Source organism: Sodalis sp. RH16 (genome assembly GCF_047324245.1).
Classification (GTDB): domain Bacteria; phylum Pseudomonadota; class Gammaproteobacteria; order Enterobacterales; family Enterobacteriaceae; genus Acerihabitans; species Acerihabitans ligni.
Map to the genome: position 1 here is coordinate 783258 of NZ_CP178737.1, position 25879 is coordinate 809136.

25 protein-coding genes and 1 pseudogene are annotated in these 25879 nt (G+C 52.1%); 9 read left to right on the plus strand and 17 right to left on the minus strand.

What is annotated here, in order from left to right:
• Window positions 1-3: 3 nt before the first annotated feature.
• From ACL2XJ_RS03690 to ACL2XJ_RS03710, 5 genes are all read right to left on the minus strand, one after another.
• On the minus strand, window positions 4-1269 hold the full coding sequence (locus tag ACL2XJ_RS03690; protein ID WP_413725645.1) for a cytochrome P450: 1266 nt from the start codon (window positions 1267-1269) through the stop codon (window positions 4-6).
• A gap of 712 nt (window positions 1270-1981) precedes the next feature.
• Window positions 1982-3556, minus strand: coding sequence for an allantoinase AllB (gene allB, locus ACL2XJ_RS03695; protein WP_413725646.1), 1575 nt, complete (start codon window positions 3554-3556; stop codon window positions 1982-1984).
• A gap of 582 nt (window positions 3557-4138) precedes the next feature.
• Entirely contained in the window at window positions 4139-4621 is a 483-nt protein-coding gene (locus ACL2XJ_RS03700; protein WP_413726844.1) for a hypothetical protein, read from the minus strand.
• A 632-nt stretch (window positions 4622-5253) separates the two neighbouring features.
• Window positions 5254-5565: a hypothetical protein gene (locus ACL2XJ_RS03705; protein WP_413725647.1), complete on the minus strand. Its 312-nt coding sequence runs from the start codon at window positions 5563-5565 to the stop codon at window positions 5254-5256.
• 82 nt (window positions 5566-5647) lie between these two features.
• Window positions 5648-6241 carry an MFS transporter gene (locus ACL2XJ_RS03710; RefSeq protein ID WP_413725648.1) on the minus strand — a complete coding sequence of 198 codons (594 nt, stop codon included), beginning with the start codon at window positions 6239-6241 and terminating at the stop codon, window positions 5648-5650.
• A gap of 281 nt (window positions 6242-6522) precedes the next feature.
• Between ACL2XJ_RS03710 and ACL2XJ_RS03715 the strand changes: the two genes are divergently transcribed.
• Window positions 6523-7323 carry a (S)-acetoin forming diacetyl reductase gene (locus tag ACL2XJ_RS03715; RefSeq protein WP_132925524.1) on the plus strand — a complete coding sequence of 267 codons (801 nt, stop codon included), beginning with the start codon at window positions 6523-6525 and terminating at the stop codon, window positions 7321-7323.
• Window positions 7324-7479: 156 nt separating this feature from the next.
• On the opposite strand, the gene ACL2XJ_RS03720 is transcribed toward ACL2XJ_RS03715, so the two are convergent.
• The 3 genes from ACL2XJ_RS03720 to ACL2XJ_RS03730 form a co-directional block, all read right to left on the minus strand.
• Window positions 7480-8238 carry an aspartyl/asparaginyl beta-hydroxylase domain-containing protein gene (locus tag ACL2XJ_RS03720; protein ID WP_413725649.1) on the minus strand — a complete coding sequence of 253 codons (759 nt, stop codon included), beginning with the start codon at window positions 8236-8238 and terminating at the stop codon, window positions 7480-7482.
• A 322-nt stretch (window positions 8239-8560) separates the two neighbouring features.
• Window positions 8561-8965: a VOC family protein gene (locus ACL2XJ_RS03725; RefSeq protein WP_413725650.1), complete on the minus strand. Its 405-nt coding sequence runs from the start codon at window positions 8963-8965 to the stop codon at window positions 8561-8563.
• 169 nt (window positions 8966-9134) lie between these two features.
• Window positions 9135-9740, minus strand: a complete 606-nt coding sequence (locus ACL2XJ_RS03730) for a TetR/AcrR family transcriptional regulator (protein ID WP_413725651.1) — start codon at window positions 9738-9740, stop codon at window positions 9135-9137.
• 77 nt (window positions 9741-9817) lie between these two features.
• On the opposite strand from ACL2XJ_RS03730, the gene ACL2XJ_RS03735 reads away from it, so the two are divergent.
• Both ACL2XJ_RS03735 and ACL2XJ_RS03740 read left to right on the plus strand, forming a co-directional pair.
• Window positions 9818-10567, plus strand: coding sequence for an SDR family oxidoreductase (locus ACL2XJ_RS03735; RefSeq protein ID WP_413725652.1), 750 nt, complete (start codon window positions 9818-9820; stop codon window positions 10565-10567).
• 310 nt (window positions 10568-10877) lie between these two features.
• Window positions 10878-11555 carry a transcriptional regulator gene (locus tag ACL2XJ_RS03740; RefSeq protein WP_413725653.1) on the plus strand — a complete coding sequence of 226 codons (678 nt, stop codon included), beginning with the start codon at window positions 10878-10880 and terminating at the stop codon, window positions 11553-11555.
• A 40-nt stretch (window positions 11556-11595) separates the two neighbouring features.
• Here ACL2XJ_RS03740 and ACL2XJ_RS03745 read toward each other — a convergent pair whose 3' ends face one another.
• From ACL2XJ_RS03745 to ACL2XJ_RS03775, 7 genes are all read right to left on the minus strand, one after another.
• A complete protein-coding gene (locus ACL2XJ_RS03745) occupies window positions 11596-12183 on the minus strand; it encodes a bifunctional 4-hydroxy-2-oxoglutarate aldolase/2-dehydro-3-deoxy-phosphogluconate aldolase (RefSeq protein ID WP_413725654.1) in 588 nt (195 codons plus the stop codon).
• Entirely contained in the window at window positions 12173-13066 is an 894-nt protein-coding gene (locus ACL2XJ_RS03750) for a 2-dehydro-3-deoxygalactonokinase (protein ID WP_413725655.1), read from the minus strand. The genes ACL2XJ_RS03745 and ACL2XJ_RS03750 overlap by 11 nt, the downstream gene beginning before the upstream one ends.
• The gene (locus ACL2XJ_RS03755) at window positions 13063-13959 is read right to left on the minus strand and encodes a dihydrodipicolinate synthase family protein (protein WP_413725656.1); all 897 of its coding nucleotides are present in this window, start codon (window positions 13957-13959) and stop codon (window positions 13063-13065) included. The genes ACL2XJ_RS03750 and ACL2XJ_RS03755 overlap by 4 nt, the downstream gene beginning before the upstream one ends.
• Window positions 13953-15116, minus strand: a complete 1164-nt coding sequence (locus tag ACL2XJ_RS03760; protein ID WP_413725657.1) for a mandelate racemase/muconate lactonizing enzyme family protein — start codon at window positions 15114-15116, stop codon at window positions 13953-13955. Before ACL2XJ_RS03760 ends, ACL2XJ_RS03755 begins: the two co-directional genes overlap by 7 nt.
• Before the next feature lie 20 nt (window positions 15117-15136).
• Window positions 15137-16459 (minus strand): MFS transporter, encoded by a 1323-nt coding sequence (locus ACL2XJ_RS03765; protein WP_413725658.1) that lies wholly within the window; start codon window positions 16457-16459, stop codon window positions 15137-15139.
• Between the two features lie 241 nt (window positions 16460-16700).
• Window positions 16701-17858: a porin gene (locus ACL2XJ_RS03770; RefSeq protein ID WP_413725659.1), complete on the minus strand. Its 1158-nt coding sequence runs from the start codon at window positions 17856-17858 to the stop codon at window positions 16701-16703.
• A 392-nt stretch (window positions 17859-18250) separates the two neighbouring features.
• Window positions 18251-18847, minus strand: coding sequence for a TetR/AcrR family transcriptional regulator (locus ACL2XJ_RS03775; RefSeq protein ID WP_413725660.1), 597 nt, complete (start codon window positions 18845-18847; stop codon window positions 18251-18253).
• A 373-nt stretch (window positions 18848-19220) separates the two neighbouring features.
• On the opposite strand from ACL2XJ_RS03775, the gene dsbA reads away from it, so the two are divergent.
• A complete protein-coding gene (gene dsbA / locus ACL2XJ_RS03780) occupies window positions 19221-19844 on the plus strand; it encodes a thiol:disulfide interchange protein DsbA (RefSeq protein ID WP_413725661.1) in 624 nt (207 codons plus the stop codon).
• A gap of 39 nt (window positions 19845-19883) precedes the next feature.
• Here dsbA and ACL2XJ_RS03785 read toward each other — a convergent pair whose 3' ends face one another.
• On the minus strand, window positions 19884-20315 hold the full coding sequence (locus tag ACL2XJ_RS03785; protein ID WP_413725662.1) for a GFA family protein: 432 nt from the start codon (window positions 20313-20315) through the stop codon (window positions 19884-19886).
• A 117-nt stretch (window positions 20316-20432) separates the two neighbouring features.
• A pseudogene (locus tag ACL2XJ_RS03790) lies at window positions 20433-20600 on the minus strand (DUF29 family protein); the annotation flags it as partial.
• Between the two features lie 311 nt (window positions 20601-20911).
• On the opposite strand from ACL2XJ_RS03790, the gene ACL2XJ_RS03795 reads away from it, so the two are divergent.
• From ACL2XJ_RS03795 to ACL2XJ_RS03815, 5 genes are all read left to right on the plus strand, one after another.
• Window positions 20912-22000, plus strand: a complete 1089-nt coding sequence (locus ACL2XJ_RS03795) for an AAA family ATPase (protein ID WP_413725663.1) — start codon at window positions 20912-20914, stop codon at window positions 21998-22000.
• Window positions 22001-22441: 441 nt separating this feature from the next.
• Window positions 22442-23542 (plus strand): DegT/DnrJ/EryC1/StrS family aminotransferase, encoded by a 1101-nt coding sequence (locus ACL2XJ_RS03800; protein WP_413725664.1) that lies wholly within the window; start codon window positions 22442-22444, stop codon window positions 23540-23542.
• Window positions 23539-24483: a glycosyltransferase family 2 protein gene (locus ACL2XJ_RS03805; protein ID WP_413725665.1), complete on the plus strand. Its 945-nt coding sequence runs from the start codon at window positions 23539-23541 to the stop codon at window positions 24481-24483. The genes ACL2XJ_RS03800 and ACL2XJ_RS03805 overlap by 4 nt, the downstream gene beginning before the upstream one ends.
• A complete protein-coding gene (locus tag ACL2XJ_RS03810; protein WP_413725666.1) occupies window positions 24476-25435 on the plus strand; it encodes a WxcM-like domain-containing protein in 960 nt (319 codons plus the stop codon). The genes ACL2XJ_RS03805 and ACL2XJ_RS03810 overlap by 8 nt, the downstream gene beginning before the upstream one ends.
• On the plus strand, window positions 25432-25809 hold the full coding sequence (locus ACL2XJ_RS03815; protein ID WP_413725667.1) for a GtrA family protein: 378 nt from the start codon (window positions 25432-25434) through the stop codon (window positions 25807-25809). Before ACL2XJ_RS03810 ends, ACL2XJ_RS03815 begins: the two co-directional genes overlap by 4 nt.
• The last annotated feature ends 70 nt before the right edge of the window (window positions 25810-25879 follow it).

Here is a 25879-nt window from a genome sequence, read left to right on the forward strand (position 1 = left end):
GGCTTATCCTCTTTTTCCTGTGTTGATCATCAGCGAAGTGGGGCCATGGAATCCCAGATTCGTATTCCAGACGGGTTCGGTTTGCCGGCTCACGTCGAAGGAAGGGTAGCGCGTGAGCAGGAGGGAAAGCGCAATTTGAGTCTGTTGGCGCACCAGCGTCGCGCCGATACAGGCATGCGGACCGATGCCAAAGGAAAGATGCCGGTTGGGTGTGCGGCGTAAATCAAGGGTTTCGGGATGATCAAAAACCATCGGATCCCGGTTCGCGGAACCGACATAGGGCAGCACCAGTTGCCCCTCCTCGATTCGGTAATCCCTGTAGGTGAATGTCGTGGCCGCCCTGCGACCAATGTACTGCACGGGCGTACCGTATCGGAGGAACTCCTCTATCGCCAGCGGCAACTGCTCCAGATCCGCCGCCAGCGCGTGTCGTTGGGCCGGATGCTGATGCAGCGCCCAGACGGCATTGCCGATCAGATACCTCGTGGGCTCCAGCCCCGCGAACATCAGCAGCATACACTGCGCGGTGGCTGATTCCATATCGAACTGGAATCCCTTGCCGTTATCGCTCATTAAACGGTTAAGTATCAAATCGTCACGGCGGGACTTTATCGCGTCGCCGGCAAGCCCGCGCAAATATCGCCCGAATGCGTGGACGCTTTTCTGGCCGCGTTGTACATCATCTACAGTCAGATCGCTTGCGCCAAACAGGTACGCTATGTCATCGGACCAACTCGCCAGTTGCTCATGATCTCCGTCAGCCCCGCCAAGCAGCCGCGTGATCACCATTGCGGGTAACGGACGGGCAAAATCGGCTATCAGATCAACGCAGTCTTTCTCCTGCCAGGCGTCCATGAGATCCTCGGCAACAGTGTGGATGAGGCCGGACAAGGAACTTTTGCTGAGCAGCGTTGGACACGACCAGTCCAATCGTTGCCGGCGCTCTACATGGTCATGTCCATCAAAGAATGCCAACCACTTGCTGAGAACCGGAATCATGTCGGCAAACTGTGACCGTTCTTCTTCGGGCAACGCCAATAACGGCAATGCGGACCGATCATTGGTCAGTCTGGGATCCGTTAACAGAGCCTTGACGTCAGCGTAGCTGAATAGCAGCCAGGATCCGCCATACATCGTCGAGTAGTGTATGGGTTCTTCCCGACGAATCTTGTCGTAGTACGGGTATGGATCCTCAATCAGCTGTGGGTTGCTTAATGAGAAGTCTTTTATTTTGAATTGGTCGGTAAAACCTGAGCGATTTAATTCCATTATTAGCACCTCGTAAACATTGCATCGACCCCTGCGTCCGTAAAACGTCTATCCGGCGAGAAAACGTAAAAAAATAGCGCCGCGAAGATTATTAGGTTCGCTACAGATTACGGTTTCTAATTAAATTGGCTATTATGCTAATAAAGCGAGAAAACTCATGGGCCGAAATCGCCCTTATAAACATATTTCAAATGACAATACCCATCGATTCAGTCTACTGAATGGCAACTGTTATTTACCTAACTTAATTCCATTAGATTTTATTTAGTATATATGAATTTATTTATTAATTTTTATTATGTCTATTTATAATCAAGCAAAAGCTTCCCAGCCGCTAATATCAAGGCTAAAAGTACAAATAATTAATTTACCTTCAAACAATAATTATACCTCAAGACAATTACCAATGAATAAATGGTGTAATGTGATCCCCTTCAAATTCTATAAAACAACCCTTTTCTTAACAAAGCGTTAACCAAGCCCCTGTTGCAGCATCAATAATCGGTCAGCAAAGGTGGTAGCGCCTGGCCGTACGCTTGTTTGGTTAATCCACTGCCCCCGGCTTTTTTATCGTCTCCCCATCGCCCATTAAAGATGGAAAAGACGCAGGCTCCGGCCTGGGTCGATTCCATCATTTATGTTGAAGTATTGGACAATCGCACCCGGCAGCGATCCTTTTGCAGCCTTAACCTGATATCCGGGCTTCCCCTGGTCACACTTTGATATATCGGCCAGGAAAGGAGCCGGTTAGGCCGTCTTCCTGGCTGTAAACCGTTTCGCCCCGTAAAACGGTCCGGACAATCCGGGCGCCGATTTTCCGGCCGACATAAGCGCTGATTTTATTTTTGTATTCCAAATCCTCAGCTCTAAGGGTATAGGGCGAGTTCGGCTTGATAAAGGTAAAGTCGGCATCTTTGCCAATCGCAATTCTGCCTTTTGTATGCAAAGCAAAGCGGTCGGCAGGATTTGATGCGATGAGTCTGGCAAACTGTTTCAACGGCATACCCCGTTTCTGTACGCTTTCATCAAAAAAAATATCAACGTCATTTTGTACTCCGGCAATGCCGCCCCAGGCGTCAAACGCATTCTTTTTGTTTTTCAGTTTTGCCGGACAAGGTGAATGATCAGACGTAATAAAGTTTATATTGCCGGCCAGCACATGCCGCCATAAGCCATCCTGCGCTATTTTATCGCGAATGGGCGGTGAGCATTTTGCCAACGGGCCTATCTCATCCAACTCATCCGTGACAAAATACAAATACTGATTACAGGTTTCACAGGTAATGTTAACCCCTTCCCCGCGCGCTTTTATCACCTCTTCCACAGCTTCGGGGCTCGATACATGGCAAAAATTTATTGGGCAGCCGGTTATCTTCGCAAATAAAACCGCGCGTCGGATGGCTTCAACTTCAGCAAAAACCGGACGAGTGGCTACATAGGATTTTAACGATACGTGACCTTTTTTATAGGCTATTTGCTCTAAACGGTCTGTTATAGCGGCGTTCTCAGCATGAATCATCAAAACCTTGCCTGTTTTGGCTATTTGTCGCATGCCTTCATAAAGGGAATAATCATCAACGTTAAGAAAATCACCTTTAATGGAAGGATCGCCGCACGTTGCCATAAAGCATTTGTATCCAACAACCCCACCGTCGCTCTGCTCTTTGATTCCATTGTTTTCTACATTATAAGGAACCAAGCCACCATGGGACGCTACATCAATGACTAATTTTCCTTCACCCGCGGCATATTTGATTTCCAGCGTTTTTTTATCTACTGTGGCGGGCAATTGATTCAACGGCATCTCTATGATGGTGGTGACGCCGCCTTTGGCGCATGCCCTGGTTCCGGTGACATACCCTTCCCAGTCGTTGCGGATGCCGCCCCCCGGTTCATTGATATGGACGTGCGCATCCACCATTCCCGGGCTTACCACCAGACCCGTTGCATCAATCACCTGTTGAGCTCCTCTTAATGACGAGCCGATTGCGGCTATTTTGCCGTTTTTTATAGCGACATCAGTAAGCGTTTCACCCTGTTCTAAAATAACCAAGCCATTAGCAATGATCACATCGTAATCATGAACTCCCGGCTGACGGGCAGGCAAGGGGGCGCGGCTATTCGCCTCACTGGCCGATACGGGAATGGGTGCCGATGCCAACACCCCTATTGCCGCTATACCAGTAATTTCTTTTAGAAGGTTCCTTCTGTTTTCGGAAAATAAAGCGTCTTTTTCTTGATTTCCCGCTTTCACCTCAGAGGTCTTTCCAAACTTCGATGTCATCATTTATATCCTTATATTGAATTAACATAAAAAAGTATTGTTGATACTTAATATTGACTTATTTGGTTTTTTGGGAAATATAAGCAGCCATTATCTTTTTTGATTTCTTATAGCCGTCATCTGCTTATTTGAAATTTAAAAATCTTTTAAGACATGAAAATAATAACCAAATTTGCTATTTTATTGGTTCAAATCTCATTAACCATTTCCACTGAGCTTTCGGCACGTAAAATTTACGATACCTGTTGCGACAATCTTCTTCATCGGCCAGCCTACCCGGTGGATTCGACTAATGAACGTCAGAAGTCAGGATTTACGCCGAAGGCTTCATCCGCGTTCAGCCGATTTTAGGCCTTGGCAATACAGGAACCCGGCGTGAATACCACCTCTTCGTGCTGTTTGATATCGGCAAGTACGCCTAGTTCAGGAGTGGTGTTCCATTACATTTTACTTTAACGTTAAGGTGAGCGGCGGCAAGCCTAATGGCGGGAAGAATGGCTGGATGAGCTAGGCATCGGCACGGTAATCTCCGATAAGAGCTAAACGAAGTACATCCGACATGATAATATCCTGTGCTGGTAAAATTTATCTGAAGCTCCAGTGCACGCTCACGACAAAAACTGAAGGAAGTATTATCCCGCTTTCAATCGCGAAAAAATCTGTAAAGTTGTATTGAATTGCATGATAAATATAGGGTGACCATCCTATTCCGGTCGCTTTCCTGAAATCATTATACGAACCGTGATCACCACAGTGACTGAACGCGTCAAAAAAGAATTCACCCGTGTAACCATATATCCCTTTAAAAGACCAGCCTGAGTCGCCTGTTATCCAGTCCCTTCTCACGCCTATTGCGATACAGCGGTCGCCGAAACTATTGTTTAATGTCCCAAGTAGCACACTGTATTTTGAATCTTCAGAGAATTTACGTTCAACAGAAATGAATTTATTGTCAAAAAACTCATTATATTGACCATAGTTACCCGTCAGATGATAAACAAACGAACCGGTGTTGGCGGAATATAAGTTTATTTCACTTTCATGAGTCTCGGCGGAGGCTATCAGCATCAATAAACATAAAACCTTGCTTAAGTATTTAGACATTTTAATAATCTCATTGATTATAAAAAATTATGGTTTTTATCTATTAGCTGCGAGAACATTACCCAGGGGGCAGAAATAATCCTATAATAATTATCTTAAGATAAATTTAAATTTTGTAAAGAATAAAGGCTTTATTCCATTAATTAGTTTTTGCCTCTATGATCCGATACACATTTGCTGTCAGCCGGATAAGGCGCGGGGAGGCTCTCGTGTCTGTCACGTTAAATTCTATTGATTGTTCGAATAAACTTGAACTAATATTAACCTTTTAAGAAAAGTTGAGTACTCATGGTTCGCTCATACATTCACCCTGAACCAAAAGATGTAAGTCTGCCCCGCGTGCTATTTGCTTTGAGCGATCCTGTTAGGCTTGCCATGGTCCACATCTTGGCGATCCGGGGTATGGTTAATAGTTTGGAACTTGGTCCGGGTATACCAAAATCGACGATTACGCACCACACCCGTATCCTACGTGAGGCAGGTGTCACCACGACACGCCCGGAGGGGCGCAACTGCTGGATAAGCCTTCGCCGCGATCTGCTGGATTTGAAGTTTCCCGGCCTGCTTGATGCCGTGCTTGCATCCGAGCTTGAGCGTTAATTATTTCTTTCGGTAAAACCCTTAGCGTCCTTTTCGAGTTTCAGTGTCTTACCTATATGGACGGTTATCGCTATGACTACCGCCAATAACGCGCCAATAGGCAGCCAATGCGCGGGTAGATGCGCCATTAATGCAACCGATCCTGCCGCGGCACCGATGGCTCCGCCCAGATAGTTAGCCGATGAATTCCAGGCGATTAGCGCAACGGCATGTTTGGGGGAATGCGTTACCAGGGCATGCTGTTGAGGAGCGATGCTGGCCCAGCCGGCCAATCCCCACGAGAAAGCGCCCAACATGACCATTGGCAAAGGCATAAACCCGAATAGACAAAATCCAATGCCCAGCGCGACTAATAAAATCAGCGTCGCTTTTATGGGTGGCAAGCAAATATCAAGAAGCCGTCCAATTAAGGAGGGCGCCGGTCATTCCTCCCAGTCCCCACATCCAAATGAGGGTATTTAGGGACAAGCTTAATCCATTGGCCATTGTGACTTTGGCCATATAGGTATAAAGACCCAGGGAAGCGATACCAGTCCATAGTGTAACGGCCAGCGTGGAAAGGGTGAAAGGTGTCCGTAAGGCCATAACGCGTTCATGCCAGGCAATTGAGCGGGGCGTCGGGAATCTGGCGCAATGGATTGATACGCCAATGGCGGAGATAAGCCCCAACACCACGATAAATCCAATGGTCCAACGCCAACCGAACCGGTCTGCAATCAATAAGCCAAGAGGGACGCCCAAGGCGGTACCCATGCTCAATCCAGCCAGCACCATAGATAAAGCCCGGCCGCGCCGGCTGGCATCAACGAGATTAGCGGCGCTGGATGATGCCAGGGGTGAAAACACGCCGGCGCCAACACCGGCAATCAGCCGTGCCGTCAATAACACCCATAGTGAAGGCGCTATCGTGGTCGCTATGTTGCCAACGCTGAAAAGTCCAAGCCCGCAAAGTAGCGCAGTGCGTACAGTCAATTCTTTGATCACCCTCCCCGCTCTGAAGCAATGCTTAGGCTAAAAGTCCGCAGTATCCGGCCAGTTCGGTGAAATTCGTGGGTCTTGGGTGCACGCCGGGTCTGTAAAAGCGCTTACCTGTATCGAGCAACGGTTTTTCCGCCTGTAATTAAGTGCAATAAGCCCAACTGTTATGTGTCTGATAATGACTTATCCCCATCAAAGGTCGCTTTTTCTGCTATGACTAACAGAGAATAATCTGGAACCGTTGGCAAAACGGCTTCACCTGCAAATCAAAAATCAAGGAGCATAGAGTGGTTGATGCGAACAAGAAAGTCGCGGTTGTGACCGGGGCCGGTCAGGGTATTGGCAGGGCCATTGCGCTGCGCTTGGCTAAGGATGGCTTTGCTATCGGCAGCCTGGACTTTAACACCGTTACAGCGAAGGAGACGGTGGCGTTGATTGAGGCGGCCGGCGGCAAAGCCTTGGCCGTGTCGGTGGATGTGTCAAAGCGAGAAGAGGTCATATCCGCCGTCGACCAGGTGGTGGCAAAGTTCGGCCGGCTTGATGTCATGATCAACAATGCCGGTTTAGGCCCGACCACTCCCCTTGAAGATATTACGCCGGAAATCTACCATAAGGTTTTTGACGTTAATGTGGGCGGCGTGTACTGGGGTATCCAGGCCGCGCTTAAACACTTCAAAGCCAGAAAACCCGCCAAAACCGGCGACATCGTCGGCAAGATAATCAATGCCTCATCCCAGGCCGGACAGGTGGGCAACCCTGACCTGGCGGTCTATGGCGCCACCAAGTTCGCCGTCCGGGGCATTACCCAAACGGCCGCCCGTGATCTGGCTAAACTCGGCGTGACCGTCAATGCCTATTGTCCGGGTATTGTGCGTACTCCGATGATGGAAAATATTGCCAAAAAAGTCGCTGATGAAAACAAGCAGTCGCTTGAATGGGGTCTGCAGCAGTGGGCAAAAACGGTCACGCTGGGCCGGATATCCGAGCCGGAAGACGTGGCGGCCTGCGTATCCTATCTGGCGGGGCCCGACTCCGACTATATGACCGGCCAAGCGCTGATCATTGATGGCGGCATGGTATTCAATTAATCGGCTTTCAATCAATAAAAGCGCGCCCGCGCGCTGGCAGGCGGGTGCGCTGAAGCGGGCACTACATTTGCAGTTCAAGGTGAATTCCGCCTCTTTCCAACAAGAGGAAAAAGCCGACTCTGACTTTTTGCCGGCGCGAAAGGCGCCGACCCGTCTTTACGTAAGCCCTGAATGATCTTTACGGTTCCATGCTGACAAATTCTTGATGGGTTGTTTCACATAAGGGCTTGCCTTCATCAAAGCAAAAAGGACACGGTTAAAAAGTGTTCCAATCCGATCCATTGGCCGGATGACATCTAAAAATAATACCGCGCGCATTTCATCGGTATCATTAAGCACCTCATGCTCATAGGAGTCATCAAACAGCAGGACTTTTCCCTCTTGCCAATGCAGAACCTGGTCGTGCACTCTGATCCACACATTTTGCCAATTTTTTGGCACCTTAACACCCAGGTGAGCACGGACCACGGCACGCGTCGGGCCTTTGTGCGGGACAATGTGATAATGGGGCTTTAGTATAGAGAACATCGCCGTATACATACCTGGGATAGTGCTGATCACCTCCGCCGTCCGTGGACATAGCCGGCAATTCTGCTCGATGCGCTTTCCAAATACATACATGCCAAAGGTTTTCCAGTTATCTCCCTTGGAGATTCGCTTCTGGTCCGGGGAGATTTGGTGGAAGGAGGGTATGTCTTCAGGATGCTCAAGCAGATGATCAAGCTCAGCCCGGATTTCGGGCCAGGCATTCTCGAGACGTGCCGTCCAATCAAATTCTTTATTACTGATGTGCGGGGTAGTGGAGATAAGCGAATGACGGGTCTGAAAACGTCCATTCCAGCGTAAAAGGTGTTTACCGATTTTGATAAGCGAGCGCCGCAACATAGGCCGCGATGTTGGCTTACTTTCTGGCATATAAGATTTACTCCTTGTTTGAGGACTTCACCATGACCATCGGAAGCTACCGCAGCGTCAGCAAATAGCATCCGGCGCTTTTTTAACCGCACTCGACTATAAGTGTGCGGAACTCCCCCTATAGTGAATGCTGTAATCAGTCTAATAATGGCAATTTCATCCAGCAAATCCTCGTCACTTTGTGCTTATTTAGCTAATGGCGCGAACGCTGACATTCCTCAATGGAAGGATATCGCCGTGTGGATGACGGATTTATCATGCTAAGCATGTCTATACCCGCCATCAGGCAAGAGTGATACTTATCGGCGCATAAGTAATGTTTTCATGATGGGTTGTGCTGCCAGCTTTTATAGACGAATTCCAGGGTATAGCCGTCGGGGTCGATAACACCGGCGGCATAATAGCGCGGATCATAATAAAGACGCGCGCCAGGCACGCCGTTGTCAGAGGCCCCCGCTTTTATCGCTGCGGCATAGGCCTCGTCAACCATGGCTGTACTATCGGCAACGAAACCAACGTGTACAGCGCCGCTCGCCGCCGCGCCCTGCCGCAGCCAGAAAAAAATTCGGCCGTTGGCGCCAAACCCCTTGAGGTCAGGATGTCCCGGCGGCCCGTCTCTCCCGTCATAGTCCACGCGGGCTGTGATACCGAGCGGCGCCAGCGCCGCCGTGTAAAACGCAACGGATCGGTCTGTGTCGCTCACCGATAAAAAGATATGATCGAGCATAGGGCCTCCCTAGATAGTGAAATATGAGAGAACGTGAAATTCTTTATCACGTATTGTAGGATGTGGCGCATCTTCGCAGGGTTATCAACGTGCGCGATGACTATCAGAAATAACCGGATCTTTGCGATATTCTCCGGCTGGCGCCCGCGGCAACGTTGAAATATCTCAGTTAGTCCGGATAAGAAACTGAAGAGCGACTTTTCGAGAGCGGTTTGAAAAGCCCTGCTGTCGCGATCTCCACGCGCCTGCGCGCGGCGGGCTCATCGTCGCCGAATCTGTCTACCGCCCAGGATAATGCCGTCACCAATTCAAAAACCTCGCTGCCATTAACCGCATCAATGGCGGCACCGGCTTCCCGTGCCCGGCCAAGCAGGTTATTTGTTTGATCCACGAGGGAGGAAATGGCCGGATTCATCGACGCGTCCGATGAACCGCGAGCGGTAGCGATACATTGAGGCAGGTCATGCCAGATCCGCAGCCGCCACGTCAGCCACACCAGCCATTCAGCGAGCGCATCGCGGGGCGAACGCTCGCGGCCGAGCGCTTGTGCTTGCGCCCGGGCACTGTCAATGCTTGCCTCCATAACCGCCGCAAGAAGATCTTCCCTGGTGGGAAAATTTCGATAGAGCGTCGCGTTCCCAACCCCAGCGCGAAGAGCGATGGCGTCGAGGGAGGCGAGCACGCCTTCCGTTTCGAAGATTTCCCGCGCCGCCGCCAAGATTGCGTCGCGGTTCCGCCGGGCATCGGCGCGCATCGGCCGTTGTTGAGTAGCCATTAAATCCCGCCTTGACAAAGTGGGGACACTCCCCGTATATAGGGGGGCAATCCCCACATAATTCCGGAGTAGAACACATGACCACATTGTCTGACAAGTTAGAATTGTCTCTGAGCGGACGGACCGTGCTCGTGACCGGCGCTAATGGCGGCCTTGGCCATGAGTTCGTGACGCAGGCCCTCAAGCGCGGGGCCAGGAAGGTCTATGCCGCGGCACGTACGCCCAAAAGTTGGAATGATGCCAATGTGCAGCCGCTGCCCCTCGATATTACCAGCGCCGAAGCGGTCATCCGCGCTGTCGCGATGGCCCCCGACGTCGATCTGCTGATCAACAACGCGGCCATCGCGCCGTTATCCGATTCCATTTCCGGCCCGGAAGACGAGCTCCGCCGTATATTCGAAACCAACTTCTTCGGTTCGTTGCGCGTCGCGAACGCGTTTGCTCCCATCCTCGCCGCCAATGGCGGCGGAACGTTGCTGAACATTCTCTCTTCTGCGGCCTGGATCAGCATGCCGACTGCCTATGCGGCGTCGAAGGCTGCTTTCTGGTCGGCGACCAACGCGCTCAGGTTTGAGCTGGAAGGACAAGGAACCCAGGTCGTGGGCCTCATGGTCGGCATGATCGACACGCCGATGGCCGCCGGCTACGATGTCCCGAAAAGCAGCCCGGCCAGCGTTGTTAGCCAGGCCTATGAAGGCGTCACCACGGGCGCGCTTGAGGTGCTGGCCGACGATTTGACGCGCGACCTGAAATCCAGGCTGAACACAAAAGCAGAGGAATTCTACCCCTGGATGCACGCCCAACTGCGCACATTCCTTGCGCACTGATCAGGCTGCCCACTTCGCACGTCTTTCTTCGCTCAAGCCAGTGGCGCTTCGTCGTCACGGAACTGCTGCAAGGGTGAAGGGCGTGGATGTCCGCACGAAGGCGAAGTCATGTTCCCGCAACGGGAGCGGCAACAGCTATGCCCGGTGGGATGACGAGGACCGAATGGTCCATCTAGCCGGGTTCTGGCGGTCGTGATGCGGATCGCCGGCGTCGACGGGACTTGCAAATCGCTTTATAGGGAGAAATCAACCGCTTCCCGCTATAGAATAACGGTGTGGGCCACATGGCTGTTCCCGGACGGGGAGTAAGATGCTACTACATTCGGTATATGATGCGTTTCGCTGTATGAACCTGCTGGCCACCGTGAGTGAACCCACAGGTATCCGTGAGATTGGCCGCCAATTATCGCTTGATTCGGCAAAAGTTACCCGCATCATGCAAACGCTGCTGGCGCTGGAGATGGTACATCGCAATGAAAAGCGAAAGTACTCCCTAGGCCTTGGCGTGCACCGTTTTTCCGCCCATGCCATTCATAATTCCGCCTTTTACAAAGCCGTCCTCGAAATACTCGAGGAAGTGGGCAACAAACCGGTTTCCATTGTCATCGGCGTGTTGAGCGGCAGGGATGTCGTCTATTTGATCCATACCCGACAGGGGAAAAGCGTGGCCCGGGCCATAGGGAATTATGATTCGGTCCCGGTTACCGATTCGATTATCGGCATTAAACTTCTTGCCGGACGCAGCGATGAAGAAATCGTCAGCCTGATTGGCATACACGATTTTCATCTGATCAAAGAGGATATCGACAGCGCCCGGCGCCATCAGGTCATCGTGAAGCGCTATCCGCCGCAGGAGTACCGTATGGCCTGCGCCATTCCGGGAATGCAGGCGGCGATAGCGCTGTCAAACCTGAGCGGCGAACGGCTGGAATTGGAAACGCTGAAAAAGTTCCTGGTTTCGGCGGCGCATAAAATCAGCGGCGGATAAGCGCCGCCGGTTTGACATTTCAGGCGCGGAGCGCCGAATGTCATCCCATCAGCGCCGCGGCGCGCCGGCGGGTCAGTGACGGCGGCTGGCCGGGCCGGTAAAGCGCCGATCCGATACCCACGCTATCGTAATAACGCAGATAGTCCGCCATATTATTCTCATCAATGCCCCCCACCGCGCAAAACGGTATGGCGTGGGAAAGCGGCCCCTTGATAAGCTGCGGCCAATTCGCCGGCAGCGCCGCCGCCGGAAATATTTTCAGCGCATTGACGCCAAGCGCGCCGGCGGCAAAAATCTCGGTACTGGTGTAAACGCCTATACAGGTTTTCAGTCCGTGCCGCCCGCAGGCCAGGACAACTTTTTCGTCAAGGTTTGGCGTGAGGACATAATCAGCGCCGGCCTGCGCGCAGGCCTCCACCAGCGCGGCGGTGACGATGGTGCCCGCACCCAGATTCACCTGAAGCCCGAAGTGCCGTTTGATATCCCGGATACTTTGCGCCCAGTCCGGCGAATTGGCCGGGATTTCCACATCGGTGATGCCGTTATCCAGCAGGCCGGTGACATGATCGATAGCGTCAGACGGGCTTATGCCCCGCAAAATGGCGATAACTTTTCCATTAAACAGCATCGTCGAATACCTCGTTCAATCCGTAAATAATCGCCTCTTCAGCCGCGAGGGTGGTGCAGGGAAGATGAAGTATTCGGCACGCCCGCCGGTAGCGCTCCAGCAGGAGAGCGGAGCCGATAAAGCAAACGCTTTCGTCCCGCGGGTGGCCGGTCAAGACTTCATGCCCCACCAGCAGGCCGGAAAGCCAGGCCGCGGCAAAGGCGGCGTCGAATTCCCCAAGGATATAGCGTCCCCGGCAACGGAACAGTTCGCTGAGCAGCGTGGTGTCCCCCTGTGCAATGGTGATGGCGGTTTCCACCCCCTGCTGGAAAATGTCATCAGAAAACGCCTGCTCGCCGAGTCCTTTGCCCACCACCGAATGATTCAGCACCAGGTGGTACAGTTCACCGGTCATCAGCGTGCGCAGGCCGACGATTTTTTTCTGTTCCGGATCAACGGTTATCCATTTGCTGTGGGTGCCCACGGCGGCAAACACCCGCGCTTCGCTAACCGTTAAGGCGCCCGCCAGCTGCATCTCCTCGCCGCGGCAGATTTCATGTTCCTCCCGGCTGCAGATGCCCGGGCGCACGGTAGCGGGATTGGGCAACACCTGTTCCAGCGGCACCCCACGGCCGAAGAGATCGTGAAAGCTGACCGGCAGCGGGAGATAACCGGCGTCTTTGATGCCGATATTGCTGCCGATCATGCCGCACAGGATCACCGGCAAGTGCTCGTTATAATCATCCCCCAGCCGCGCTAACTCTGTGCGCAACACCTCCCCCAGTTGCGCGCGCGGGCAGCGGGCGACGCCTTTTTCAGACTGCACGGTGCGCACCACCCTGCCCTGTTTGACGCGCATGGCGCGAAAATTACTGGTTCCCCAGTCGACGGCAATGTAGTTCATTGCGCCCGCGCCAGAATCGCCAGCGGCAGATGGTCGGTAATCTCCTGAAGCTCCAGACGCGTGATTTCATCGAGCCTCTTGGCCGGGGAGCGCACGATAGCGGTGGCAAAAAGCCCGGAGCGATGCAATATCTCTTTATGAACCGCCACGCCTAATCCTGGTTGAACGCCATAGCGCAGGAAGGGTAAATAGCGGTAAAACAGCGCTCGCGCCGCCTCTTTGTCATGTTCCCAGGCCAGCAAAATGGCATTTATCACCTCGGGAAATTCACAGGCGGGCATGGTGCCGACAACGCCCCGCGCGAGCTCCTCATATAAAAAGCCGGCATTGAGACCGCCGAAAAGCCCGACCCTGTCCCCGATCGCCGCCTTAAGCTGGCTGATTTTCAGCGTGGTGGGGGGCTGCTCGACTTTGATGTAGCGAATTTGCGGAAAATCCTCACACAGCCGCACCAGCGTGGGAACCGGAAAGCTGACGCCGGTCATTTGCGGCGCGTCCTGAATCATGATGTCGATATCGCACTGTTGACAGATGTCGCAATAGAAGCGGTAGATCTCTTCCGGACCGGGTTTGACCACCGACGGCGGATTGATCATCGTCACATCCGCCCCCCACCCCTGCACCCGTTTAATCTCTTCTATTGCCACCGGCGACGCCGCGCCGCCGGTGGCGACCACCAGCGGCAGTGAGCCGGTGATAGCCTTCACGCTCATGAAAATCGCTTCTTTCTCCTGCCACGTCAGCGCGTAGCCTTCCGAGGCATTGCCGAATAACGCCAGACCGTCGATCCCCTGCTCAAGTAAAAACCGCACAAGATTACCGATGGCGGGAAGATCGACAGCCCCCTGGTTATCAAAAGCGGTTGCCAAAATAGGAACATTACCTTTTAACATGCGTCACTCCAGTGATTTTCACGTACGCTTTCTTCATTGATTTCAATACCCAGGCCCGGCCCCGAGGGAAGCGCATAATGGCCGGCGGCACAGACCAGCGGTTGGCGCAGCAGGCTGTTGGCCACCTCAAATACCGGCGGCTGGAACTCAAGCATAAAGAGGTTGGGCAGCGCGGCCGCCGCGTGAATGGAGGCGGCGATGCAGGGACCCAGGCCGACGCTCAGATGCGGCGCCACCAGCAGGTTCCAGGTTTCGGCAAGGGAGGCGATGCGCATCAGTTCGGTAATGCCGGTGCGCCCGACATCCGGCTGCAGAATGTCCACAGCGCGCTGCTCGAGATAGGGACGGAACTGATAGCGGGTACGTTCCGTTTCGCCAAGCGCCACCGGCACCGCGCTTTTCCGGCGCAGCTCCCGGTGGCCCGCCACGTCCTCCGGCAGCAGCGGCGCTTCAAGAAAACCGACGTCATAGGCTTTGAGGCCTTCCGCCAGCCTTGCCGCCTCGTGAACGCTGTAGTTCCAGTGCGCGTCGATAAAAATGGCGGCCTGCGGCCCCAGCGCTTCCCGGATGGCGCGGACATTATCCAGGTCCTCGGCGACGCCGTAGCCGAGCGCCAGTTTTACCGCGTTAAAGTTTTTACCCTGCCATTCCCGCGCCAGCTCGCAGCGGGCTTCGACGGTGGGGCGCGGCAGACCGGAAACATAACAGGGAACCCGCTCGCGAAAGGCGCCCCCCAGCAACTGGTGCACAGGCTGCCCCAGAATATGCCCCTTAAGATCCCACAGCGCGATATCCACCGCCGCCAGCGCATCAATGTGGTAGCCGGCGGTATGCCCGCGGTCGCGCATCGAGTTGTACATCCGCGCGTTCAGCACATTGCCGCTAAACGGACTGGCGCCGAGCAGCAGCGGTTTGAACAGGTGCGTTATCAACTGCGCGGCGACCTGCGGCACTACCGGGGCCAGCGCTTCGCCCCACCCCACATGGCCGTCATCGCAGGTTATCTTCACCAGGCAGGTTTCCATTTTGCGTGAATAGACGCAGCGGTATTCAGGACGATAGTAATAATCCTCGGCGCCTTCATCCGGATCTCCGCCGAGATAAATCTCCTTCGGTTTGATTTTTAACGGGAAACACTGTACGTCGACGATCTTCATATCCACTCCGGTTTTTCGGGTTAATCCAGTTTTTTGCCCGCGGTCTCTTTGGCCAACCACACGGCGACAAAAGAGATAAGCGCGGTCAGCATGACGTAAAACGCAGGCGACAACGGGTTGCCGGTGGCGGCAATCAGGCTCCCCGAGATAAGAGGCGTAACGCCGCCAAAGACCGCCACCGTCATGTTGTAGGCGATGGCGATGCCGCCGTAGCGCAAAGAGGTAGGGAAAAGCTCCGCCATGGCCGCGCCGCAGCCGCCGTTAAACAGGGCCACCAGCATGCCCAGCATGCTCATGGCGGCAACGGAGACGGCAACCGAACCCTGTTCCATCACCATCATCGCCGGGTAGGTCAGCAAAATAAAACCGCCGCACCCGAAAAGCATCAGCGGCCGGCGCCCCCACCGGTCGGAAAGATAGCCCGCCAGCGGCATTACGATAGCGACGCTGAGCAGGCCGAGGGTGGTGATCAGATAGGAATCGGTATGGGAATAATGCAAATAGGTGGAGAGGTAGCTGGGCATAAAAGATTGCAATACCCAGCTGCTCACCGCCTTTACCACCACGAAACCCACACAGAACAGCAGTGCGCGGGTGGAGGTGGTAAGCGTGGTGCGCAGCGGTGAGTGTTCCAGTTTTCCCGCTTTTTGCAGCAGATTGAATTCAGCGGAGTCTTCCATATTGCGGCGCATATAGAGGCCGCCAAGCCCCAACGGCGCGGCCAGCAGGAAAGGAATACGCCAGCCCCAGTCGTTCATCGCCGGCTCCCCCAGCAGGTGGGTCAGGGCCAGTACCAGTCCGGAACCGCAGACAAACGCCATAAAACTGAAGTTTTCGCTCCAGCAGGTCAGGCTGGCCCGGCGATGGGGTTGCGCGCTTTCCGCAAGATAGGTAATAACGCCGGAACTCTCGCCGCCCGCGGCGAATCCCTGCACCAGCCGGATCAATACCAGCAGCACGGGTGCGAGTAGCCCGACGTTCGGATACGTGGGAAGAATGCCCATGGCAAAGGTGGAAAAGGACGTGATGACAATCACCGTCACCAAGACCTTGCGGCGTCCCAGCCGGTCCCCCATGGAGCCAAAGAAAAATCCCCCCAGCGGGCGCATCAAAAAACCGGAACCGAACACGGCGAAGGATTTCAGCAGCGCCACCGTTGGGTCGCTGCTGGCAAAGAAGTTGCTGCCGATGATGGCCGCGAGGGTGCCGTAAAGGCCAAAATCGAACCATTCGATAAAGTGGCCGATGCCCGCCGACATCATGATTTTAAACGTCCGCTGTCTTTTTGTTTTTACTGACTCAGCCGGGTAAGGCGCCGTCCGGTGAGTGATGGAATTTGTCATTTTATCTCCTGATCGAAACGTCGCATGACGACGGTACCCAGAGGAACACTGGAAGGCCCGGATAGCCGAGTTGTTTGAATAACCAGCAGTGTAGGCAGGCGGGGCCGGGAAGCCACCGCACGTCTGCGTTGCGTGAGAGTAGTCATAAAATCACGGCTAAAATTGCTTCATATAGTGAAGCAACTGGGAAAGCGGCCTCTGAATGCATAAGTATTTATCACGATGAATTGAGACTGTTTTATCAAAACCGATACCAGAGACGGACCCAGTTTTCGTCCGGCTGGTTATCGGAGGTATTGCTGAAGGTGCGTTCGTAATCGATTTGGAAACCATGGGGCAGTTCCGCGGCAATCCCCAGGTCGGTGTGATTGGTCTGGAAATGATCCCAGCGCATGCCGTCGCCGGCCAGGTATGGTTTGATGGCGGTAATGACCCGGCTGGCCACCGGCCACCGATAAGCCGCCATGTACTCCCAACCCCGCGCCTGCCCTTCAAAATAGGCCGCCGGCACTCTTGCCGTATGCCGCGGGATAAAATCATGGTAATAGCCGGCCGTGGCCGCCAGAGTCCAGTTACCCGGTTTCCATTGCGCCCCGATAGCCGTCACTTCCTGATTATAACCGGCCGTATTTGCGCCGCTCCCCACCGGAACGCGGCTAACGATATTGGCCCGGGTATAGCTGTAGGCAGCGCTCAACGTCAAATCCTTGGCGACATGGTAATCGATGCCGCCGGCGCCTCCGGTTTGGCGCTGGTAACGGACATTGTCGCTTTCGACATAATAATCATCCACCGGCGCGTCCCAGCTGGCGCTCAGGGTGACCGGTCCTGCGTCCTTGACATATTTGAGCAGCTTTTTACCGCGATAGGAGCCATCATAATTGCCGTTGACGCCGTTGTTCGACGCTTGACCGTGCATATCATTATCCCAGACGTCGGTTTTGGCGCCGATGACGCTGTATAAAACGCTGTTTTGCTGGCCGAAGGTCAAGGTTCCGTAACGCTTGCTGGCGATGCCGATATAATTTTTACGGCGGAAGGTGGTGTCTTTATTATGATCGTAATGGCTGCCGGCCCCAAGTTCATTGAATATATCGAAGCCCACTTCGTAATACCATAATAAGCTTATATCATCATTGAAGTAATAATTCACTGAAGTATGAATAAAGCTGCCGCTGTCATATCCCCGCTGGGTATAAGTATGATCGTCGGCCGAGCCCATTTTATTGCGATATTGCGGCCGGATAAGACCGCCGAATTGTAATTCCAGTCCGTTAAGCATAGGCAGGTTATTGTTTCGGTTAAGCAGGGTGATATCCGCCCGGGCCAAACCGGGCAGGACAATCATGCTTAACAGTGCTGAGCTAAAAAGCACCGTCGTTTTCCGTAGGGCTGTCATATTATTATTCCTCAAAAAAACCGCTTTAACCGACATGGGATATTGGCGGCCAACATGTTTTCCCACCGGATTTTCGGCATGGGGCCATCGCGCCGGTGGAACGGTATTATTCCCGGTAAAATGTCAGGTTTATTTATAGAAGCCGAAGTCCGTGCGCCATAATAAGGCGACGGCGCAGGCCTCTGTTATTTTCGGCGCGCCGATAAAGGACAGGTTCAGTCATTTATCGGCAGGCTGGGTGAGCAATTCTGCTTACGTATCCGGCAGTGTATGCCGGCGGGGTCGGGAAGCTATCGCACATGCGCGTTGCGTGAGAGGAGTCATAAAATGACCGGCGATATTGCTTCATATAGTGAAGCAATGGCAAAAGGGGCGTTAAACCATCTTGTATATTACTGGTGATTTTCCATTGCGGCGGCAAGTCTCAATGCGTTGGCTATGCCATCATTTAGCAGCTGCGTTGACAATGCCTTATCCGGAACGATGCGAGAGAGCTGAAGAGTACCGGCCATCACCGCCCAGATTGCTCCCGCGACTCGCATTCGTGTCTGGGCGGCAGCCTCTTGAGGCAAGCAGTCGGCCATGCGCCGGATGAAGTCTAGGGTTTTGCCGGCAATCATTGCACGGGTATCTTCCGGCCGATTCTTCAGTTCCGAAGCCAAAGATGCCACCACGCAGCCTTCTCCCGGCGCATCCCGATGTTCGACGCTCAAATAACGCCGTAATATCAGCTCGAGCGTGACTTTTGCGTTGCCTCCGGGGCCGCCGAAAATACCGCAAAATGTTTCGTCCGCCGCACTGCCGACGGCTTCCCGGATCAACTCCTCCTTGGACGTGAAGTGGCTGTAGAATCCTCCCACGGTCAAGCCCGCCTGCCCCATCAATGCCGCAACACCGACTTTTTCAATGCCTTCTTCACGGAAACGCCGTGCCGCGACCTTAACAATATGTCTGTGCGTTTCTTCTTTGTGATCTTTTGCGTAACGCATAGAACCGCCCTCAGCTTATCAAGCTTCACCACCATAGAATTATGGTCATAATATAACAAAGGAGCATGATGTCTTCATCTATTTTGATTTGTGCCGGAGACATCGCGACCCAGCAGAAGATATGGGTTCGGCTGCCGGCTAATCGACATAATGCAGCTTCTGCATCGGTCCGCATCTTTATATTACGATCATAATTCTATAGACTATAAAACTTGAATGCATGAGGGCGCTTGCAAGAATATTCAGCACGGTGTAGCGGCTTTAAATGCAGACACACAAAATGCGGAGGGCACAGAGCAGGTCCGCTCCCGGTCCCTACCTGAACCACCATGACAATTTACGTTTATCCGTGAAATCAAGGAAGCAGTTAATTATGAAAAAGATTTGGCTATCGCTGGCGGGCATCATCCTGGCCTTTAGCGCATCTGCCGCGCAGTTTACCGACGGTAAACAGTACATTACCCTGGATAAGCCGGTTGCCGGTGAGCCGCAGGTATTGGAATTTTTCTCTTTTAATTGCCCGCACTGCTATCAGTTCGAACAGGTGTTTCATATTTCCGACAACGTGAAGCAAAAACTGCCGGCAGGCACCAAGATAACCAAGTACCACGTTGAATTCCTTGAGCCGCTGGGTAAAGAACTGACCCAGGCGTGGGCGGTGGCGATGGCGCTGGGCATAGAAGATAAAATATCATCCCCGCTGTTTGAAGCGATCCAGAAAACCCAGACCGTGCAGAACAAGGCCGATATCCGAAAAGTATTTATTGATGCGGGTGTGAAGCCGGAAGAGTACGACGGGGCGTGGAACAGTTTTGTGGTGAAATCCCTGGTCGTCCAGCAAGAAAAAGCGGTGGCTGACTTTCAGCTCCAGGGCGTGCCGGCGATGTACGTTAACGGTAAATACCAGCTGAATATGCAGGGCATGGATACCAGCAACATGGATATCTTCGTTCAGCAGTATGCAGCCACGGTGAAATATCTGGTGGAGAAGCAATAAATTGGATAAAGCCGGCCAGCCTGTTCAGCACCGCCCTACTTAGGCGTCACGTTCATTTGGCTGCTGGGGTGACTGAGGAAAGTGGGGGATTGTCTGATCAAGGCAAACCCACTTTTGCCCACTGGCGGTATAAATGTCGAGCGTTGGCTTGAAGTCCGATATGTCGTCAAGGGAAGGAAATCGGATAGAGGTGACTTGCGAATACGCTTCGCTTTGCGTGAACAAAGGGGTGCCGCAGTCAGGGCAAAAACTGCGGGTTGTGAGACCACCGCTGCTGGCGCGAACCGCATATGTTTTCGGCGTACCCATGATCTCGAGGTCGGCAGTCTTGACGATGATGCCTGACGCAAAAGGAGCCCCACTTGAAAGCTGACAGTCTCTGCAATGGCAGTTGATCATGGCTACCGGCTCCCGCACAACGGTATAGCGGACCGACCCGCATGCACACCCGCCTGAAAAAGGAATGTTCATCTGCGTTTATCCCGGGTTTTTCACTATTCATGGCATGAAGCGCGTACCTTTTCACTTTGTGCGTCCCATGGACTTGCACGTCTGAAAAAGCCAAGCGCACTCGTTTCGTTGGCACATTATGTCTTTACGCTGCGCCTTGATGGTCTTTACCCAACGAGTCCCTCTGAGGCTCGGTTGAAATGTCCACTTGAGCAAATGAGCAATCAAAACGGCCATAAGTTTGGCAAGCTCCCTTTGTTCGCTCTTACCCACGACATCAGTCTCGTACCAAGTATGATGAGTCATGTTTACTTCCGTGACATCGCAGACTGGAATTATTCATCACAAGTCTGTCATGGAAAAAAGCGCTAGTCAAAGACCCACGCGCATTTATGTCACTGCATAAAGTCTATTGGCGCAGGAAAGCAGTTCAGCATCAACAATAAGTAAAGTGATAATGGGTCATCTTGATTATTTTCAATTAATTTACAGCAGTAAAATTTAACTTTAGTGAGGTTCTCTAAAAAATTTAATGGAATTGGCACTTCACTTTTCTTTAAATTCTTAATGTGTTAAATTAATTAAATTAATTTCAATTACTTGTAAAATAATTAAACATGATCACAAATATCCACATCGAAAACTATCGTTCTATTAAAAATATCTCTTTGGAATTGGATAGGATTAATATTGTTTTTGGTCCAAACGGTTGCGGTAAATCAAATATTTACAAAGCCATTCATCTTTTATCCAGTGCGGCTTCGAATCAGATTTCTTCTTTTTTAAGTGATGAAGGTGGTATAGAAAACGCTATGTGGTCAGGCACCTCGAGATCAAATGATAGCCCACGCAGACTAAGACTATCATTTGAAACGGTAGACTTCGAATATGAACTTCAAATCGGTTTCCCTGATAAACCCCCCTTTGAATCACTCTTCGATTTAGACCCAGTGATAAAAGAAGAAAGCATATGGATTGCCGGGTTTAACCGCCGACCCTCGTCAAATGTTTTACGTAGAAAAAACCAATCCGTGATATTATCTAATATACATGGCGAAAAGATAACACATGCAAGCTCAATCTATGAAAACGAATCTTTCTTCAGTCAATTAAGTGAACCGCATCTTTACCCCGAAATATCTCAAGTAAAGGAGACTATTAGAAATTGGCGTTTTTATCATGAATTTGATGTTTCACGCAAATCCGCTATTAGACAAACGCAAGTCGGATTTAGGTCGCCCGTTTTGTCAAGTGACGGAAAAAATCTTGCAGCAGCCTATCAAACTATTGTTGAGATTGGTCACATTGAGCTATTAAACGAAATTCTGCAGGTCGCCTTCCCAGAATGTTCCTTTTTTTGTACGAACAACAGAGCCCAGTTTAGTTTAATGATGAATCGTGTAGGCATCTCTCGGCCACTTCATATCAATGAAATGTCGGACGGTACTATTAGATTTTTATGTTTGGCAGTGGCGCTGTTAAGCCCTCGACCTCCTAAATTAATTATACTCAATGAACCTGAGAATAGCCTTCATCCTCAGATGTTACCTGCGCTAGCAAAATTAATATCAGAAGCAAGCCGATACTCACAAATATGGCTTACAAGTCATTCATCCCGATTAGCTGAATTAATAAATAAACACACTGTGTTTCAGTTATATGAACTTTCAATTAATGAAGGACAAACATCAGCACGAAAAGCCTAATTTAGCTATAATTTATTGGATACGTTGAGGATAAGATTTTTTTAACTATCCAGATGGGTAAATGCGAATCCACACGCATCGATCACCATAATGTCAAGCAAACACCTCCCGGTTCGGAAAGTGGTAATCTGCATGCCGGAGTTTTACTTAGATAGCTTTGCTAAAGTCGTGGTAAGCGGAAGCGGCCGGCACCTGAACTAAAACTGGTCAAGGTATATAGAGCAAGTCATATATTGGAAAAAACTAATTTAATCAATCATAACTAAACGGCTAACTAAAACAATTATGGCGAATATGGGTTTACAGCTTAACTTTATCCCAGTGAACCCTGAATCATATCAGTAATGATTTTATCATTTGCATTCCTACATTCAACCTTGGCTGCTTTGCGCTCAGGACTACTCCCATCCATTAAAAATGGGTTAAACACGTATTTATTATATGCACGAGCTTGAACTTTTTTCCGCCGTAAAGGCGAATGCCGGCCTCGACTTTCTCAGCCCGCTGCACAAGGTATTAACCAGCCATTGGTATGTGATGGGCAACGAGGTGCGGTCGTTTGAAAATGAATTCGCCGACTACCTTGGCGTAAATCACTGCATTAGCGTTGCCAATGGGTCGGATGCGCTGGAGCTCGCCCTTAAAGCCTTGAATGTGCAAGCGGGCGCGCGGGTCGTGACGGCGGCCAACGCCGGGTTTTATGCCAGCAGCGCCATTTATGCCATCGGCGCCACGCCGGTTTATATCGACGTTGATGCAGCGACGCTAACCCTATGCCCCAAAGCATTGGCAGCGGTACTTGACTCCTCTATAGCCGCCGTCATCGTCACCCATCTTTACGGCCAGCTTGCCGATATGGAAGAGATCGTCCGCCTGTCGTCGGCCGCGGGCATACCGGTGCTGGAAGATTGCGCCCAAGCCCATGGCGCCCGCCGCAATGGCAAACCGGCGGGCAGCTTTGGCGCTATTGCCTGTTTTAGTTTCTACCCCACCAAGAACCTTGGCGCGTTGGGTGATGGCGGGGCGATGGTCACTGATAACCACGACATGGCCGCACGCATTCGTCAATTACGGCAATATGGCTGGGGGCAAAAATATCAGGTAACCCTTGCCGGCGGGCGTAATAGCCGCATGGATGAGATACAGGCGGCTATTTTGCGTATCAAGCTGCCTTATCTGGATCAATGGAATGAACAACGCCGATTCATTGCAAAACGCTATAACGAGGCGTTTTTCAAATTCAATGTACTTTTACCCTGCTCCACGGCGGCGGACTATGTTGCTCATCTTTACGTCATGCGCCTGGCGAACAGGCGGCAATTCATCAACGTGCTTAAACAAAAAGGGATAAAGACGGATATCCATTATCCCATTCCCGATTATCGCCAGGCAGCCTATATTGCCGAGCTTCCCTATGCCCTGACCGTCACCGAGCACGCCTGCGAAACCGTGGTTTCTTTGCCCTGCTACCCTGGCTTGACCGGTGATGAGGTTGATCGCGTGATTACAGCGGTCACCGCCTATTTTGAACAGGAGGGATGAATGTGTTGACGCTGGTCATTCCCGTTTATCGTAACCAACACAATCTTCCGGACCTGCTGGCCGCCGTTGCGGGCTTGAATAACCGGTTGGGAAAGGCGCTGGAAGTGGTTTTCGTGGTGGACGGCAGCCCCGATCGCTGTTATGAGCTCCTGCATCAACAGTTGCCTTTGCAGCCTTTTCGCTCAAGGCTGTTGCTGCTGTCGAAAAATTTCGGCGCCTTTATGGCCATCAGGGCAGGCTTGCAGTATGGCAAGGGTGATCGTTTCGCCGTCATGGCGGCGGATTTGCAAGAGCCGCCGGAACTGGTCCTGGTCATGAATCAGCTACTGCTGCGGCAGGACATCGATGTTGTGGTTGGCGCAAGAGAGGGCCGGCATGATCCCTGGCTGAGCCGCCTGGCCTCAGCGATATACTGGGGCTTATACCGCCGTTACGTCATTCCCGAAATCCCCGCCGGCGGCGTTGACGTTTTTGCCTGTAACAAAACGTTTCGCGACCAATTGCTCCGGCTGGAAGAACGCCACAGCTCACTTATTGCCCAGATTTTCTGGCTGGGTTACCGCCGCAAGGTGGTGACGTACACTCGCCGGGAGCGGCGCCACGGGCGTTCTGCCTGGACGCTGGGCAAAAAAATTAATTACATGATGGACAGTATATTTGCATTCACCGACTTGCCGATCAAACTACTGATAAGCGTTGGCGCATTGGGTTCCGGTATGGCGGTATTGCTGGGAATGTTGACCCTGTTTGTCAAATTTTCCGGCACGACTGAAATACCCGGCTATGCCATGATTATGCTGACCATCACCTTTTTAGGCGGCCTGATTCTCCTGGGCCTGGGTACCGTCGGTTCCTATGCCTGGCGCACCTACGAGAACACCAAGTCCCGGCCGTTAGCCATCCCGATGCGGGTAGAGGCTTTTGGAGGAGCGGATGAATAGCGCCAACGGTTTTTTTGTCCATAGCCAGGCAATATGCGAATCAAATGACATTGGCAGGGATACGCGCATCTGGGCGTTTGCTCATATCTTGCCGGGGGCGCGCCTGGGCAGCGAGTGTAATGTGTGTGACCATGTATTTATTGAAAATGACGTACAGATTGGGCATAGGGTGACTTTAAAATGCGGTGTCCAGCTCTGGGACGGCATTACCATAGAAGACGATGTCTTTATCGGACCCAATGCTACTTTTACCAACGATCCTTTCCCCCGCAGTAAAGTCTATCCGCAGGAATTTGCAAGAACGGTTATTCGCAGGGGCGCTTCCTTGGGCGCGAACTGTACCGTCCTGCCGGGCCTGACCATTGGCACAAACGCCATGGTCGGCGCGGGGGCTGTCGTCACGCGTTCCGTTCCCGCCAACGCCATTGTCGTCGGCAACCCGGCCAAGATAGTGGGTTATGTTGATGCCAGGCCGGTTTGCCATGAACAGATAACCGCGGCGGGTAAGGTTGCGGCGCAAACGGAAACCATGGTGAAAGGCGTGACATTGCATACCATGAACAAATTCGCCGACCTTCGCGGCAGCTTGTCGGTGGGTAATTTTGGCCACGCCATTCCGTTCAAGCCGGTACGTTATTTTATGGTTTACGATGTGCCCACCGAAGAAATCCGGGGAGAACATGCGCACCGGGTCTGTCATCAATTTCTCGTTGCGGTAAAAGGGTTGGTGCATGTCGTGGCTGACGATGGAATTCATCGCCAGGAGTTTATACTCGACAAACCCACCCAGGGCGTTTATCTGCCGGCGATGACCTGGGGCATTCAGTATCGCTACTCGCCGGATGCCATATTGATGGTATTCGCCTCGCATCATTACGACGCCACAGACTATATACGGGACTATGACGAATTCAGAATACTCACTGAATGCGCCGGTAACGGGCGGCCATGATGTCGGCGCCATTGGCAGTATTTAAACTGACATTTGCCAGATTTCTCCTGTCGGGCGGGCTTAACACTGTCCTGACCTATGGCGTGTACTTGCTGCTGCTGATGGCTTTCAGCTATACCGCAAGCTTCTCCATGGCGTATGCGGCGGGTATTTTATTTGCCTATGTGATGAATCGTTTTTTCGTCTTCAAGCGTCATCAAGGGCTGAAATCAATTATCTGGCTGCCTTTTGTTTATATATTACAGTATGTATTAAGCATGATCGTTTTATGGGGTTGGGTTGAGAAATGGCAGTTCTCCGTCCATCTAGCCCCGCTGGCGGCAATTGCCGTGACCCTGCCGGTGACGTATTTTTTCTCCAAGCTGCTCTTTTAGTCTGTGGGCAGTTTTTAAATGAGCCGCCGGAAATGCCGGCACACAGATAAAACCGGAGCATAACTTTTCT

Excerpts from the sequence above, each read along its gene's own strand:
- ACL2XJ_RS03690 (WP_413725645.1), bottom strand. The coding sequence starts at position 1,269 with ATGGAATTAAATCGCTCAGGTTTTACCGACCAATTCAAAATAAAAGAC.
- allB (WP_413725646.1), bottom strand. The coding sequence starts at position 3,556 with ATGATGACATCGAAGTTTGGAAAGACCTCTGAGGTGAAAGCGGGAAAT.
- ACL2XJ_RS03700 (WP_413726844.1), bottom strand. The coding sequence starts at position 4,621 with ATGCTGATAGCCTCCGCCGAGACTCATGAAAGTGAAATAAACTTATAT.
- ACL2XJ_RS03720 (WP_413725649.1), bottom strand. The coding sequence starts at position 8,238 with ATGCCAGAAAGTAAGCCAACATCGCGGCCTATGTTGCGGCGCTCGCTT.
- ACL2XJ_RS03725 (WP_413725650.1), bottom strand. The coding sequence starts at position 8,965 with ATGCTCGATCATATCTTTTTATCGGTGAGCGACACAGACCGATCCGTT.
- ACL2XJ_RS03730 (WP_413725651.1), bottom strand. The coding sequence starts at position 9,740 with ATGGCTACTCAACAACGGCCGATGCGCGCCGATGCCCGGCGGAACCGC.
- ACL2XJ_RS03735 (WP_413725652.1), top strand. The coding sequence starts at position 9,818 with ATGACCACATTGTCTGACAAGTTAGAATTGTCTCTGAGCGGACGGACC.
- ACL2XJ_RS03740 (WP_413725653.1), top strand. The coding sequence starts at position 10,878 with ATGCTACTACATTCGGTATATGATGCGTTTCGCTGTATGAACCTGCTG.
- ACL2XJ_RS03745 (WP_413725654.1), bottom strand. The coding sequence starts at position 12,183 with ATGCTGTTTAATGGAAAAGTTATCGCCATTTTGCGGGGCATAAGCCCG.
- ACL2XJ_RS03750 (WP_413725655.1), bottom strand. The coding sequence starts at position 13,066 with ATGAACTACATTGCCGTCGACTGGGGAACCAGTAATTTTCGCGCCATG.
- ACL2XJ_RS03755 (WP_413725656.1), bottom strand. The coding sequence starts at position 13,959 with ATGTTAAAAGGTAATGTTCCTATTTTGGCAACCGCTTTTGATAACCAG.
- ACL2XJ_RS03760 (WP_413725657.1), bottom strand. The coding sequence starts at position 15,116 with ATGAAGATCGTCGACGTACAGTGTTTCCCGTTAAAAATCAAACCGAAG.
- ACL2XJ_RS03765 (WP_413725658.1), bottom strand. The coding sequence starts at position 16,459 with ATGACAAATTCCATCACTCACCGGACGGCGCCTTACCCGGCTGAGTCA.
- ACL2XJ_RS03770 (WP_413725659.1), bottom strand. The coding sequence starts at position 17,858 with ATGACAGCCCTACGGAAAACGACGGTGCTTTTTAGCTCAGCACTGTTA.
- ACL2XJ_RS03775 (WP_413725660.1), bottom strand. The coding sequence starts at position 18,847 with ATGCGTTACGCAAAAGATCACAAAGAAGAAACGCACAGACATATTGTT.
- dsbA (WP_413725661.1), top strand. The coding sequence starts at position 19,221 with ATGAAAAAGATTTGGCTATCGCTGGCGGGCATCATCCTGGCCTTTAGC.
- ACL2XJ_RS03785 (WP_413725662.1), bottom strand. The coding sequence starts at position 20,315 with ATGAACATTCCTTTTTCAGGCGGGTGTGCATGCGGGTCGGTCCGCTAT.
- ACL2XJ_RS03795 (WP_413725663.1), top strand. The coding sequence starts at position 20,912 with ATGATCACAAATATCCACATCGAAAACTATCGTTCTATTAAAAATATC.
- ACL2XJ_RS03800 (WP_413725664.1), top strand. The coding sequence starts at position 22,442 with ATGCACGAGCTTGAACTTTTTTCCGCCGTAAAGGCGAATGCCGGCCTC.
- ACL2XJ_RS03805 (WP_413725665.1), top strand. The coding sequence starts at position 23,539 with ATGAATGTGTTGACGCTGGTCATTCCCGTTTATCGTAACCAACACAAT.
- ACL2XJ_RS03810 (WP_413725666.1), top strand. The coding sequence starts at position 24,476 with ATGAATAGCGCCAACGGTTTTTTTGTCCATAGCCAGGCAATATGCGAA.
- ACL2XJ_RS03815 (WP_413725667.1), top strand. The coding sequence starts at position 25,432 with ATGATGTCGGCGCCATTGGCAGTATTTAAACTGACATTTGCCAGATTT.